Origin of the sequence: Streptomyces sp. NPDC102270 (assembly GCF_044766405.1) — a bacterium.
Lineage (GTDB): Bacteria > Actinomycetota > Actinomycetes > Streptomycetales > Streptomycetaceae > Streptomyces.
Map to the genome: position 1 here is coordinate 379,581 of NZ_JBIWLX010000004.1, position 14,001 is coordinate 393,581.

Sequence of the window (14,001 nt, forward strand, 5' to 3'; positions counted from 1 at the left end):
TCCCATGAAACGCACACCACTCGCAGCTTTCGCAGCACTCCTCCTGCTCCCCCTCACCGGCTGCGGCGGCAACGCGGCGGCCGGGGACGGCGGCTCCACGGTCACCGTCACCGTCGGCTACCAGTCCAAGACCATCAACACGGTCACCGCCGGTACCCTGCTGCGCTCCCTCGGCTACTTCGAGAAGGAGCTCAACTCCCTGCACGACGGCAAGACCTACAAGGTCGACTGGCAGGACTACGCCACGGGCGCGCCGATCACCGCACAAATGACCGCGGGGAAGATCGACATCGGTTCGATGGGCGACTTCCCGCTCCTCATCAACGCGGCCCGCGGCAAGCAGCTCGGCAAGCCCACCCGCCTGGTCTCGGTCACCGGCTACAACCTCCGCGGCGGCCTCAACACCATCGTCACCTCCCCCGGCTCGAAGCTGGCCTCTCTCGCCGACCTCAAGGGCAAGAAGGTCTCCACCAGCGTCGGCTCCGCCGCCGACGGCACCCTCGTGCGCGCCCTCCAGCGGGCCGGCATCGACCCCGACAAGGGCGTCGAGAAGCTCAACCAGCAGCCCGCGGTGGGCGCTTCGGCCCTGTCGGCGGGCAGCACGGACGCGCTCTCCCAGTTCGTCGCCTGGCCCGGACTGCTCACCTACCAGGGCAAGGCCAAGGCCCTGTACGACGGCGCCGAGCTGAACCTGCCCACCTTCCACGGCGTCACCGCCCGCGAGGACTTCGCCACCAAGCGCCCGGCAGTCCTGGAGGCGTTCCTGAAGGCCCAGGCCGAGGCCACCGACTACCTCAACGACCACCCGGTCGCCGCCGCCGAGTCGGTCGCGAAGGCCACCGGCCTGCCCCCCGAGGTCGTCTACCTCTACAACGGCGCCCACGGCATCGCCACCTTCGACCCGGCGGTCAAACCGCAGCTGGTCTCCGCGCTGAAGCAGGACGTCTCGGTGCTGAAGGCGGCCAAGCTCACCGGTGACATCGACGTGGACTCCTTCGTCGACGACCAGTACGTCAAGAAGGCCCTCGGAGCCGGCTACGCCAAGCGCCTCGCCGCTGCTGCCGCTGCCTCGGCGAGCGAGGTCTGGCCCAAGGGCGCCTCCTCGACCCGGAGCTTCAAGACGCCGGCCGAACTCCTCGCCTACGTCTCCACGCACAAGGACGGCATCCGCGCCGCCTACGTCCCCGACGCCACCACCGGCACCCTCTGGTTCGCCGACAAGGCGGTCTGGGTGGCCGACGGCAACCGACTCCTGCCCTTCGTCGCCCCGGAGACCGCGCGGGCCTACCTCTCGGCGCACGGCGGCGCCCGGGTCGTCACATACGCCGACGCGCTGGAGCAGGCGTCATGAGCCGGCCCCTGCCGAAAGCCGGCCGGTACGCGCTGCGGGTGGCCTCGCTGGGGATCGCCCTCGGCGTGTGGCAACTGCTGACCAGCCTGGACATCGACCTGTGGCTGCGCTTCTCGCAGTTCCCCACGGTCGCCGACGTGGCCCGCGCCTTCGCCGACCGGCTGTCCGGCCCCGACTACTGGACGGACCTCACCGACAGCCTCACCCGCATCCTCACCGGCTTCCTGCTCGCCGCGGTGCTGGGCGTCGCGACGGGCGTGCTCGTGGCACGCTCCCGCCTCGCCGAGGACCTGCTCGGGCCGGTGCTGGAGGTCGTCCGGCCGATCCCCGCGATCGCGCTCGTGCCGGTCGCGATCCTGCTGTTCCCCTCCAACGAGCAGGGCATCGTCTTCATCACCTTCACCGCCGCCTTCTTCCCCGTCCTGGTCTCCACCCGGCACGCGGTCCGCGCGCTGACCCCCGTGTGGGAGGAGGCGGTGCTGACCATGGGCGGCGGCCGGTGGCGGATCCTCGCCTCGGTCGTCCTGCCGGGCGCCCTGCCCGGCATCTTCGGCGGCCTGTCCGTCGGCATCGGCGTCTCGTGGATCTGTGTGATCTCCGCCGAGATGATCTCCGGCCAGTACGGCGTCGGCTACCGCACCTGGCAGGACTACACCGTCGTCAACTACGCGGGCGTCTTCGTCGGCATGGTCACCATCGGCGTCCTCGGCTGGCTGACCTCCACCGCTGTGGAACTGCTGGGGCGCCGGCTGACGCGCTGGCTGCCGCGGACGTCGTACGTCGCCGGGGCCCGGCACAGGACACCGCGCGCCGCGACCCCGCCCGCCCCCCTGCGCGAGGCAGCCGAACCCGAGGCCGAGGAGGCACGCGATGAGCATCTCGTCTGACACCCTCTTCGACACGGCCGGCCAGACCCCGCCCGCCACACGCGGCACCCGCCTCACCCTCCGGGAGGCCACCCTCGGCCGACCGGACGCCCCCGTGGTCACCGGCGTCGACCTGGACATCGCCCCCGGCGAGATCCTCACCGTCGTCGGCTCCTCCGGCTGTGGCAAGTCCACACTGCTGCGCACCCTGTCCGGCCTCCTCCCCCTGCTCTCGGGCGAGGTCGCCCAGGACGGCCGGCCCCTCACCGGCCCCGGTGCCGAACGCGCCCTGGTCTTCCAGGAGGACGCCCTTCTGCCCTGGCGCACCCTGCGCGCCAACGTCGAACTCCCGCTGGCCATCAAGGGCCTGTCGCGCACCGAGCGCCGCGCACAGGCCGAGTCCTGGCTGGAGCGGGTCGGCTTGGCCGACCACGCCCGGCAGTTGCCGCACCGCGTCTCCGGCGGGCAGCGCCAGCGCGCCCAGCTGGCCCGCGCCCTCGCGGGAGCACCCCGCGCCGTCCTCATGGACGAGCCCTTCGGCGCCCTCGACGCCCAGACCCGCGCCGGCATGCAGGACCTGCTGGTGGACGTGCTCCAGGGCACGGGCGCGACCGTCGTCTTCGTCACCCACGACGTGGACGAGGCACTCTTCCTCGGCGACCGCGTGGCGCTCCTCGGAGGCGGCCGCCTGACCGCCGTACGCGAGGTGCCGCGCCCGCGCGACCGTACGGCGCTCGACGATCCCGCGCGCGTGGCGCTGCGGCGCGACGTCCTCTCCTCGCTCGGAACCTGAAAGGCCCCCCGGTGACCACCTCCGTGAACCCGCCCCTGGAGATCCCCGCGCTCACCGACGCCGAGGAACTCACCTGCGACGTCCTCGTCATCGGCGGCGGCACCGCCGGCACCATGGCCGCCCTGACCGCCGCCGAGCACGGCGCGAACGTGCTGCTGCTGGAGAAGGCCCACGTCCGGCACTCCGGCGCCCTCGCCATGGGCATGGACGGCGTCAACAACGCGGTCATCCCCGGCCGCGCCGAACCCGACGACTACGTCGCCGAGATCACCCGCGCCAACGACGGCATCGTCGACCAGTCCACCGTCCGCCAGACCGCCACCCGTGGCTTCGGCATGGTGCAGCGCCTGGAGTCGTACGGCGTGAAGTTCGAGAAGGACGAGCACGGCGACTACGCGGTCCGCCAGGTCCACCGCTCCGGCTCCTACGTGCTGCCGATGCCGGAGGGCAAGGACGTCAAGAAGGTCCTGTACCGGCAGCTTCGGCGGCGCGAGATGCGCGAGCGGATCCGCATCGAGAACCGGGTGATGCCGGTGCGGGTGCTGACGGCTCCCGCGGACGGGCGTGCGGTGGGCGCGGTCGGCTTCAACACGCGTACCGGCGCGTTCGTCACGGTCCGCGCGGGCGCGGTGATCCTGGCGACCGGCGCCTGCGGCCGCCTGGGCCTGCCCGCCTCCGGCTACCTGTACGGCACGTACGAGAACCCGACCAACGCGGGCGACGGCTACGCCATGGCCTACCACGCGGGCGCCGAGCTCACCGGCATCGAGTGCTTCCAGATCAACCCGCTGATCAAGGACTACAACGGCCCCGCCTGCGCCTACGTCGCCAACCCCTTCGGCGGCTACCAGGTCAACCGGCACGGCGAGCGCTTCGTCGACTCCGACTACTGGTCCGGCCAGATGATGGCCGAGTTCGCGGCGGAGGTCGCGTCCGACCGGGGCCCGGTGTACCTGAAGCTGAGCCACCTGCCCGAGGAGTCCATCTCGTCCCTGGAGTCGATCCTGCACTCCACGGAACGGCCCACCCGAGGGACCTTCCACGAGGGCCGCGGCCACGACTACCGCACCCATGACATCGAGATGCACATCTCCGAGATCGGTCTGTGCGGCGGCCACTCGGCCTCCGGCGTCCGCGTCGACGACCACGCCCGGACGACCGTCCCCCGCCTCTACGCAGCCGGCGACCTGGCCTGCGTCCCGCACAACTACATGATCGGCGCCTTCGTCTTCGGCGACCTCGCGGGCGCGGACGCCTCCCAGTACGCGCCGTACGAAGGGCAGTTGCCGCTCGACCAGCTCCGTGAGGCGCACGAACTGATCTACCGCCCGCTGCGCAACCCGGACGGCCCGCCGCAGCCCCAGGTCGAGTACAAGCTGCGCCGCTTCGTGAACGACTACGTGGCCCCGCCGAAGTCCGGCGCCCGTCTCTCGCTGGCCCTGGAGTCCTTCGAGCGGATGCGGGAGGACATCGCCGCGATGGGCGCCCAGACCCCGCACGAGCTGATGCGCTGCGCCGAGGTCTCCTTCATCCGCGACTGCGCCGAGATGGCCGCACGCGCGTCCCTGGCCCGCACGGAGTCCCGCTGGGGTCTCTACCACGACCGTCTCGACCACCCCCATCGCGACGACGCCTCCTGGTTCCACCACCTCGACCTGCACAAGTCCCCCTCCGGTGCGATGGAGTTCACGGCCCGTCCCGTGGCTCCCTATCTGGTTCCGATCGACGAGTTCACCCCGGTCGGCGGCCCCTCCCGGCACATCGGCGAGGTGCACGCCGAGGAGGTGGCGACGGCGGGGGCGCGTGAGCTGGCCCCGGTCGCCGCCGGGCGACTCGGCGGCGCGGACGAGACCGCCGACCGTCCGGGTACCGGCACCGTGACGGACACCCCGGTCTCACCCGCCCCGGTCTCACCCCGTCTGCTCGGCCTCCTCGCCCTCGCCGAGCAGGAACCCGAACTGGCCGCCCTGCGGACCTACTTGTCCGACCCCGACCCCGCCGTGCGCCGTACGGCCGTCAGCGTCCTGACGGAGACCGCGCCGCCGGGGACCGGCCCGGTGCTCGCGGAGTCCCTCACCGACCAGGACCCCGGGGTCCGGGCCGCAGCGGCCGCGTCACTGCGCGAACTCGTCGAGACGCTGCCGCCGGAACCCGCCCTCCGCGAGGGGCTCGCCGCCGCCCTGGCCGAGTCCGACCCGGTCGTCCGTGCCGCCGCCCTGGACGTCCTGCGTGCCCTGCGCCTCGGTGACACGGAGCTCTTCGCCGGGGCCCTCGCCGACGCGGACATCGCCGTCCGCATCGAGGCCGTCCGCGCCCTCGTCTCCGTGGACGCCGCCGGGGAACTCGCCCGCGCCGCTGCCGGCGACCCGTCCCGCGAGGTCCGTGTGACGATCGCCAAGGCGCTGGCGACGGTGTCGGCGGAACGCCCGCTGGACGTCACCCTCGACGCCCTGACCCGTCTCACCGAGGACCCCGACGCCCTGGTCCGGGGGGCCGCTTACGGAGCACTGGGCACCACCGGCTGCCCCGCGCCCCTCGCCGCCCGCGCCGTCACCGCCCTGTCGGCCTCCGCCTGGCAGGTCCGGTCGGGTGCCGCGACGGCACTGTCCGCCGCCGACCCGGACGTGGCCGTCCCCGCCCTCGCCAAGGCCCTCGCCGACCCGAACGCCGATGTCCGCAAGGCGGCCGTCCTCGCCCTGACCCGGCACTCGGCCACCGAGGACGCCCGCGCGGCCCTGGCCACGGCGACGACGGACTCGGACGCGGACGTCAGGGCGTACGCGACACGCGCCTTGTGAGGTGAGGTGGGGTCAGGTGAGGTGGGACGGGGGGCACGTGCCCCTTGTCACGCGACGCAAGGGCCGCGCGCCCCCACCCCCGCACCCTTCGCCGGAGCCCGGCGGCGGCTATATCCAGTCGTCCTCGGGCTCCGGGTCCGCGTCCATCTCGGGCCAGTGATCCTCGCCGGGATCCGCGCCGGGACCCGCCCCCGGATGCGCGTCGCCGGCCTGGCTCGGGATCTTCGCGGCCGCACCGCCGTCGGCCAGCCCGGCGAGCACCTCGATCACGCCCTCCCCGTATGTCACGAGCTTCTTCTCACCGACCCCGCCGACGCTTCCGAGCTGTGCCACGGACGTGGGCCACACCGTGACGATCTCCCTGAGCGTGGCGTCGTGGAAGATGACGTACGCCGGGACGCCCTGCTCACGGGCCTGCTCGGCGCGCCAGGCCCGCAGCGCCTCGAACGCCGGCACCAGTGCCTCGGGCAGCTCGGCCACCACGGCCTTGGCCTTGCCCCGCCCGGACGAGGACGAGGAGCCCGACTTGGCGGTGGCGGGCTTCTTGGGCTCCTTGCGCAGCGGCACCTCGCGCTCCCGCCGCAGCACCGCGCCGCTCGCCTCGGTCAGTACCAGCGTGCCGTAGTCCCCCTCGACCGCGAGCAGCCCCTGGGCCAGCAACTGCCGTACGACACCTCGCCATTCGCCCTCGGAGAGTTCCTCGCCGATGCCGAACACGGACAGCTGGTCGTGGTCGAACTGGATGACCTTGGCGGTGCGCTTGCCGAGCAGGATGTCGACGATCTGCACCGCCCCGAACTTCTGCCCCCGCTCCCGCTGGAGCCGCACGATCGTCGACAGCACCTTCTGGGCCGCGACCGTGCCGTCCCAGGTCTCGGGCGGGGTGAGGCAGGTGTCGCAGTTGCCGCAGCCCATCGGCTCCGGTTCCTGGCCGAAGTAGTTCAGGAGCTGCCCGCGCCTGCACTGCGCGGTCTCGCACAGCGCGAGCATCGACTCCAGGTGGGCGGCGGCCCGGCGCCGGAACGCCTCGTCGCCCTCGCTCGACTGGATCATCTTGCGCTGTTGAATGACGTCATTGAGGCCGTAGGCCATCCAGGCCGTGGACGGCAGTCCGTCCCGCCCCGCGCGGCCCGTCTCCTGGTAGTAGCCCTCGACCGACTTGGGCAGGTCGAGGTGGGCCACGAAGCGGACGTCCGGCTTGTCGATACCCATGCCGAAGGCGATGGTCGCCACCACCACCAGGCCGTCCTCGCGCAGGAAGCGGGACTGGTGGGCGGCGCGGGTGCCGGCGTCCAGGCCCGCGTGGTACGGGACCGCCTCGATGCCGTTGCGGGAGAGGAACTCGGCCGTGGCCTCCACAGACTTGCGGGAGAGGCAGTACACGATGCCCGCGTCGCCCGCGTGCTCCTCGCGCAGGAACGCGAGCAACTGCTTCTTGGGGTCGGCCTTGGGAATGATCCGGTACTGGATGTTGGGCCGGTCGAAGCTCGCCACGAAGTGCCGGGCCGTCGGCATGTTCAGCCGCTGGGTGATCTCGTCGTGCGTGGCACGGGTGGCCGTCGCGGTGAGCGCGATCCGCGGGACGTCGGGCCAGCGCTGGCCGAGCACCGACAGCGTCAGATAGTCGGGGCGGAAGTCGTGGCCCCACTGCGAGACGCAGTGCGCCTCGTCGATGGCGAAGACGGCGATCTTGCCGCGGGAGAGGAGATCCTGGGTGGCGTCGAGGCGCAGCCGCTCCGGTGCCAGGTAGAGCAGGTCCAGCTCGCCGGCCAGGAACTCGGCCTCCACCACGCGGCGCTCGTCGAAGTCCTGCGTGGAGTTCATGAATCCGGCGCGCACGCCGAGCGCCCTGAGCGCGTCCACCTGGTCCTGCATCAGCGCGATGAGCGGTGAGACGACAATGCCCGTGCCGGGTCTGACCAGGGACGGAATCTGGTAGCACAGCGACTTGCCGGCGCCTGTCGGCATGAGGACGACGGCATCCCCGCCGGCCACCACATGCTCGATGACCTCCCCCTGCTCGCCGCGGAAGGCGTCGTATCCGAAGACCCGGTGCAGCGTGGCCAGTGCCTCGCTGTCGCTCGCGTCCGGTGTCCCGGTGATCCCTGGCATCTCGCTGATACCGCCCATCCCGCCCATAGTCCCGTCCCCCGTACGTCGTCCCTCGACCACTGCCTCCACGATAGGGGTCGGCACCGACAGCGTCGGAGTTATCCACAGGCCGGACCGGTGACGGTCCGTGCTCATTCGATCGGCCGATGTCACATGGCGCAGCCGTTCGAGGCGGCACATGCTGCTGGGGCGGGCTGTGAGACCCGTCCTCCCCGCGGACGCGCCTCGCAGCACCCTGTCCCACCTCAAGCGCCTCAAGCGCCTCAAGGAGAACGACCATGGCCCCTCGGCCCCTGAAGGCAGTGCTCACCGTCGCGGCAGCGGCGGCGTTGTCACTGACCGCCGTCCCCGCCCAGGCAGCCGACCCGGACCCGCTCGTCTGGACCGAGCTGGCCAAGACGTACGGGGCCACCGGCCTGTACGCGTATGAGCCTTACGCGGTCGCCGACGGCTTCACCCCCACGTCCTGTGTGCCCGGTGTGGGCTACCGCTACGTCAACGAGGAGAACGTCGGGGCGACCGACCCCGAGACGCCCGCGGCGCTCCTCTACGAGGACAGCCCGTACGGGCGCAGGCTCGTCGCGGTGGAGTGGACCGTGAAGGCCGAGTCGGGTGTCGCCACGCCGACAATGTTCGGCCAGACGTTCCAGGATCCGGTCGGCCTGCCGGACCTGGGCTCCAGCTACACCCTGCACGCCTGGCTCTACAAGACGAACCCCAGCGGTCTCTTCAACTCCACGCACCCCGATGTGACGTGCTCCGCGGACCAGGACCAGGACCAGGACCTCAGCCCGGACCTGGACCTGAACTTGGGCATCTGACCGTACGGGGCGGGCCCCGGCTCCCTCGAAGGGAACCGGGGCCCGCCCCGTACGTGCCGCAGGTCAGCGCACGAACACTCCCGCCTGGTTCGCCAGGTTTAGGAAGTACTGCGGCGCGACACCGAGGACCAGGGTGACCGCCACCCCGACCCCGATCGCCGTCATGGTCAGCGGCGAGGGCACGGCGACCGTCGGTCCCTCCGGGCGCGGCTCGCTGAAGAACATCAGCACGATCACCCGGATGTAGAAGAACGCGGCGATGGCCGACGAGATCACACCGACCACGACGAGCGGCGCCGCGCCGCCCTCCGCCGCCGCCTTGAACACGGCGAACTTCCCGGCGAAGCCGGAGGTCAGCGGGATACCGGCGAAGGCCAGCAGGAACACCGCGAACACGGCGGCCACCAGCGGCGAACGACGGCCCAGCCCCGCCCACTTGGACAGGTGCGTCGCCTCACCACCGGCGTCACGCACCAGCGTGACCACCGCGAACGCGCCGATCGTCACGAACGAGTACGCGGCCAGGTAGAAGAGGACCGACGACACTCCGTCCGGTGTGGTCGCGATGACACCGGCGAGGATGAACCCGGCGTGCGCGATCGACGAGTACGCAAGGAGCCGCTTGATGTCGGTCTGCGTGATCGCGACGATCGCACCGCCGAGCATGGTGACGATCGCGACGGCCCACATGACCGGCCGCCAGTCCCAGCGCAGGCCCGGCAGGACGACGTAGAGGATCCTGAGCAGCGCGCCGAAGGCGGCCACCTTGGTCGCCGCCGCCATGAAACCGGTCACCGGCGTCGGCGCACCCTGGTAGACGTCCGGGGTCCACATGTGGAACGGGACCGCGCCCACCTTGAACAGCAGCCCCATGACGATCATCGCGGCGCCGATCAGCAGCAGCGCGTCGTTGCCCATGGTGTCGGCGAGCGCCGGGTCCACGGTGCTGATCGTGCCGTCGACGACCTTGGCGATGGTGCCGTACGACACCGAGCCCGCGTAGCCGTACAGCAGCGCGATGCCGAACAGGGTGAACGCGGAGGCGAACGAGCCCAGCAGGAAGTACTTGACCGCGGCCTCCTGCGACATGAGCCGCTTGCGGCGGGCCAGCGCGCACAGCAGGTACAGCGGGAGCGAGAACACCTCCAGGGCCACGAACAGCGTCAGCAGGTCGTTGGCGGCCGGGAAGATCAGCATGCCGGCCACGGCGAAGAGCAGCAGCGGGAACACCTCGGTGGTGGTGAACCCGGCCTTCACGGCCGCCTTCTCGCTGTCGCTTCCCGGTACGGAGGCGGCCTGCGCGGCGAACGAGTCGACGCGGTTGCCGTGTGTCTCGGGGTCGAGCCTGCGCTCGGCGAAGGTGAACAGGCCGACCAGGGAGGCCAGCAGGATCGTGCCCTGGAGGAACAGGGCCGGTCCGTCGACGGCGATCGCGCCCATGGCGGCGATGCCCGCCTTGGTGGTGCCGTATCCGTCGGCGGCCAGTGCGACGACCGCCGCGAAGGCGGCACACAGCGCTACGACGGACACGAACAGCTGGGCGTAGTAACGGGACTTGCGCGGAACGAAGGCCTCGACCAGCACTCCGATGATCGCCGCGCCCAGGATGATCAGGGTGGGCGACAATTGCCCGTATTCGATCTTCGGCGCGTCGATCTTCGAGATCGGGTCGGCCGCGGTTGTCCACAGGCTGTGGACGGCTGTCGCAGTCACTTGGCCGCCTCCACCTCGGGCTTGGGGTCCTTCTTGTGTACGTCGGACATGGTCGACTTCACCGCCGGGTTCACGATGTCCGTGACGGGCTTCGGATAGACGCCCAGGAAGATCAGCAGGACGACCAGCGGAGCCACGACCACGAGCTCACGCGCGCGCAGGTCGGGCATCGCGGAGACCTCCGGCTTGACCGGGCCCGTCATCGTCCGCTGGTAGAGGACGAGGGTGTAGAGCGCGGCGAGCACGATGCCGAAGGTGGCGATGATGCCGATCGCCGGGTAGCGCGCGAACGTGCCGACCAGGACCAGGAACTCACTCACGAAGGGTGCGAGCCCGGGCAGGGACAGGGTCGCGAGGCCGCCGATCAGGAAGGTGCCGGCGAGCACCGGGGCGACCTTCTGGACCCCGCCGTAGTCGGCGATGAGCCGCGAGCCGCGCCGCGAGATCAGGAAGCCGGCCACCAGCATCAGCGCGGCCGTCGAGATCCCGTGGTTGACCATGTAGAGCGTCGCGCCGGACTGGCCCTGGCTGGTCATCGCGAAGATGCCCATGATGATGAAGCCGAAGTGCGAGATCGACGCGTACGCCACCAGCCGCTTGATGTCCCGCTGGCCGACCGCGAGCAGCGCCCCGTAGATGATGCTGATCACCGCCAGGACCAGGATCGCGGGCGTCGCCCACTTGCTGGCCTCCGGGAAGAGCTGGAGGCAGAAGCGGAGCATCGCGAAGGTGCCCACCTTGTCGACGACCGCGGTGATGAGCACGGCGACCGGGGCGGTGGCCTCCCCCATCGCATTGGGCAGCCAGGTGTGCAGCGGCCACAGGGGCGCCTTCACCGCGAAGGCGAAGAAGAACCCGAGGAACAGCCAGCGTTCGGTGTTGGTCGCCATGTCGAGCGAACCGTTGGCCCGTGCTTCGGCGATCTCCTGGAGGCTGAAGTTCCCGGCGACCACGTAGAGGCCGATCACCGCGGCCAGCATGATCAGACCGCCGACCAGGTTGTAGAGCAGGAACTTGACCGCGGCGTACGAGCGTTGGGCCGCCGCCTTCTCGTCGGAGCCCGCGTGGGCACGGTCCCCGAAGCCGCCGATGAGGAAGTACATCGGGATGAGCATGGCTTCGAAGAAGATGTAGAACACGAAGACGTCGGTGGCCTCGAAGGAGATGATCACCATCGCCTCGACGGCCAGGATCAGGGCGAAGAAGCCCTGCGTCGGCCGCCACCGCCTGTTTCCGGTCTCCAGCGGGTCGGCGTCGTGCCAGCCCGCGAGGATGATGAACGGGATCAGCAGCGCGGTGAGCGCGAGCAGCGCCACCCCGATGCCGTCCACGCCCACTTCGTACCGGACCCCGAAGTCCGCGATCCAGGCGTGCGATTCGGTGAGCTGGTAGCGGGCGCCGTCCGGGTCGAAGCGGACCAGGACGGCGATCGCGAGGGCGAGTGTGGCCAGCGAGACGAGCAGCGCCAGCCACTTGGCCGCGGTGCGCCGTGGGGCCGGCACGGCGGCCGTGGCGATGGCCCCGATCGCCGGGAGCACCGCCGTCGCTGTCAGGAGAGGAAAGGACATCGGTATCAGACCGCCCTCATCAGCAGGGTCGCGGCGACGAGGATCGCCGCGCCGCCGAACATCGAGACCGCGTACGACCGCGCGTAGCCGTTCTGCAGCTTGCGCATCCGCCCGGAGAGGCCGCCGACCGAGGCCGCCGTGCCGTTGACCACGCCGTCGACCAGGGTGTGGTCGACGTAGACCAGGGAGCGCGTGAGGTGCTCTCCGCCACGGACCAGGACGACGTGGTTGAAGTCGTCCTGGAGCAGGTCGCGGCGGGCGGCCCGGGTGAGCAGCGACCCGCGCGGGGCGACGACCGGGACGGGTTTGCGGCCGTACTGGGCCCAGGCGAGGGCGACGCCGATCAGCAGGCACACCATGGTGGCGCCGGTGACGGTGGCCGCGCTGAGCGGGGAGTCGCCCTCGCTGTGCCCGGTAACCGGCTCCAGCCAGTGCAGGAAGCGGTCGCCGATGCTGAAGAAGCCGCCCGCGAAGACCGATCCGAAGGCCAGCACGATCATCGGGATCGTCATGGACTTGGGGGACTCGTGCGGGTGTGGTTCAGCGTGCTCACCGTGGTGCTCGGCGGCGGGCTCGGCGCTCGGGGCCTCCGGGGAGCGGGTGGGCTGGTTCTTCCAGCGCTCCTCTCCGAAGAACGTCATCAGCATCACGCGCGTCATGTAGAAGGCGGTGATGGCCGCGCCCAGCAGGGCCGCGCCGCCGAGGATCCAGCCCTCGGTGCCGCCCTTGGCGAAGGCCGCCTCGATGATCTTGTCCTTGGAGAAGAATCCCGACAGGCCCGGGAAGCCGATGATGGCCAGGTAGCCGAGGCCGAAGGTGACGAAGGTGATCGGCATGTACGTGCGCAGGCCGCCGTACTTCCGCATGTCGACCTCGTCGTTCATGCCGTGCATGACCGAACCCGCGCCGAGGAAGAGCCCGGCCTTGAAGAAGCCGTGCGTCACCAGGTGCATGATCGCGAAGACGTAGCCGATGGGGCCGAGGCCCGCGGCGAGGACCATGTAGCCGATCTGCGACATCGTCGAGCCCGCGAGGGCCTTCTTGATGTCGTCCTTCGCGCAACCGACGATCGCACCGAACAGGAGCGTGACGGCACCGACGACGGTGACGACCAGCTGGGCGTCGGGGGCGAGGTTGAAGATGTTGGCGGAGCGGACGATCAGGTAGACGCCCGCGGTCACCATGGTCGCCGCGTGGATGAGGGCCGAGACCGGGGTCGGGCCCTCCATCGCGTCCCCGAGCCAGGACTGCAGCGGCACCTGGGCGGACTTGCCGCAGGCGGCGAGCAGCAGCATCAGGGCGATGCCGGTGAGTGTGGCCTCGGAGGCGCCCTCGACGAGCCCGGGCTTCTCGTGGCTGCCGAGGACCGGACCGAAGGCGAAGGTGCCGAACGTCGTGAACATCAGCATGATCGCGATCGACAGGCCCATGTCGCCGACGCGGTTGACCAGGAAGGCCTTCTTCGCCGCGGTGGCCGCGCTGGGCTTGTGCTGCCAGAAGCCGATCAGCAGGTAGGAGGCGAGACCGACGCCCTCCCAGCCGACGTACAGCAGCAGGTAGTTGTCGGCGAGGACGAGCAGGAGCATCGCCGCGAGGAACAGGTTCAGATAGCCGAAGAAGCGGCGGCGCCGCTCGTCGTGCTCCATGTACCCGATCGAGTACAGGTGGATCAGCGAGCCGACGCCCGTGATCAGCAGCACGAACGTCATCGACAGCTGGTCGAGGCGGAAGGCGACGTCCGCCTGGAAGCCCTCGACCGGCACCCAGCTGAACAGGTGCTGGGTGAGCGTGCGGTGCTCGGCGTCCTTGCCGAGCAGGTCGGCGAAGAGGATGGCGCCGAACACGAAGGAGGCGCCGGCGAGGATGGTGCCGATCCAGTGGCCGACGGCGTCCAGCCGCCGGCCGCCGGTGAGCAGGACCGCCGCTCCGAGCAGAGGCGCCGCGATCAGCAGCGCGATCAGATTCTCCACGATTCAGCG

9 protein-coding genes are annotated in these 14,001 nt (G+C 70.8%); 5 read left to right on the plus strand and 4 right to left on the minus strand.

Features of this window, described 5'->3' with window-relative positions:
- The first annotated feature begins 4 nt into the window (after nt 1-4).
- Genes ACIRP7_RS09570 through ACIRP7_RS09585 form a run of 4 tightly spaced genes read left to right on the plus strand, consistent with a single transcriptional unit; the run spans nt 5 to nt 5,808 of the window.
- Nucleotides 5-1,351, plus strand: a complete 1,347-nt coding sequence (locus ACIRP7_RS09570; RefSeq protein WP_403655694.1) for an ABC transporter substrate-binding protein — start codon at nt 5-7, stop codon at nt 1,349-1,351.
- A complete protein-coding gene (locus ACIRP7_RS09575) occupies nt 1,348-2,238 on the plus strand; it encodes an ABC transporter permease (protein WP_403655696.1) in 891 nt (296 codons plus the stop codon). Before ACIRP7_RS09570 ends, ACIRP7_RS09575 begins: the two co-directional genes overlap by 4 nt.
- Nucleotides 2,222-3,010: an ABC transporter ATP-binding protein gene (locus tag ACIRP7_RS09580; RefSeq protein ID WP_403655698.1), complete on the plus strand. Its 789-nt coding sequence runs from the start codon at nt 2,222-2,224 to the stop codon at nt 3,008-3,010. The genes ACIRP7_RS09575 and ACIRP7_RS09580 overlap by 17 nt, the downstream gene beginning before the upstream one ends.
- Nucleotides 3,011-3,021: 11 nt before the next feature.
- Complete coding sequence (locus tag ACIRP7_RS09585; RefSeq protein ID WP_403655700.1) at nt 3,022-5,808, plus strand: fumarate reductase/succinate dehydrogenase flavoprotein subunit; 2,787 nt, start codon at nt 3,022-3,024, stop codon at nt 5,806-5,808.
- 108 nt (nt 5,809-5,916) lie between these two features.
- Here ACIRP7_RS09585 and recQ read toward each other — a convergent pair whose 3' ends face one another.
- Nucleotides 5,917-7,947, minus strand: a complete 2,031-nt coding sequence (recQ, locus tag ACIRP7_RS09590) for a DNA helicase RecQ (protein WP_403655972.1) — start codon at nt 7,945-7,947, stop codon at nt 5,917-5,919.
- 251 nt (nt 7,948-8,198) lie between these two features.
- Here recQ and ACIRP7_RS09595 point away from each other — a divergent pair, with 251 nt between their 5' ends.
- Nucleotides 8,199-8,741 (plus strand): hypothetical protein, encoded by a 543-nt coding sequence (locus tag ACIRP7_RS09595; protein ID WP_403655702.1) that lies wholly within the window; start codon nt 8,199-8,201, stop codon nt 8,739-8,741.
- A gap of 63 nt (nt 8,742-8,804) precedes the next feature.
- Here ACIRP7_RS09595 and nuoN read toward each other — a convergent pair whose 3' ends face one another.
- The 3 genes from nuoN to nuoL are packed head-to-tail and all read right to left on the minus strand — an operon-like array spanning nt 8,805 to nt 13,992.
- Nucleotides 8,805-10,454, minus strand: coding sequence for an NADH-quinone oxidoreductase subunit NuoN (nuoN, locus tag ACIRP7_RS09600; RefSeq protein WP_403655704.1), 1,650 nt, complete (start codon nt 10,452-10,454; stop codon nt 8,805-8,807).
- Nucleotides 10,451-12,022 carry an NADH-quinone oxidoreductase subunit M gene (locus ACIRP7_RS09605; RefSeq protein ID WP_403655706.1) on the minus strand — a complete coding sequence of 524 codons (1,572 nt, stop codon included), beginning with the start codon at nt 12,020-12,022 and terminating at the stop codon, nt 10,451-10,453. Before ACIRP7_RS09605 ends, nuoN begins: the two co-directional genes overlap by 4 nt.
- A gap of 5 nt (nt 12,023-12,027) precedes the next feature.
- Complete coding sequence (gene nuoL / locus ACIRP7_RS09610; RefSeq protein WP_403655708.1) at nt 12,028-13,992, minus strand: NADH-quinone oxidoreductase subunit L; 1,965 nt, start codon at nt 13,990-13,992, stop codon at nt 12,028-12,030.
- Nucleotides 13,993-14,001: the final 9 nt, after the last annotated feature.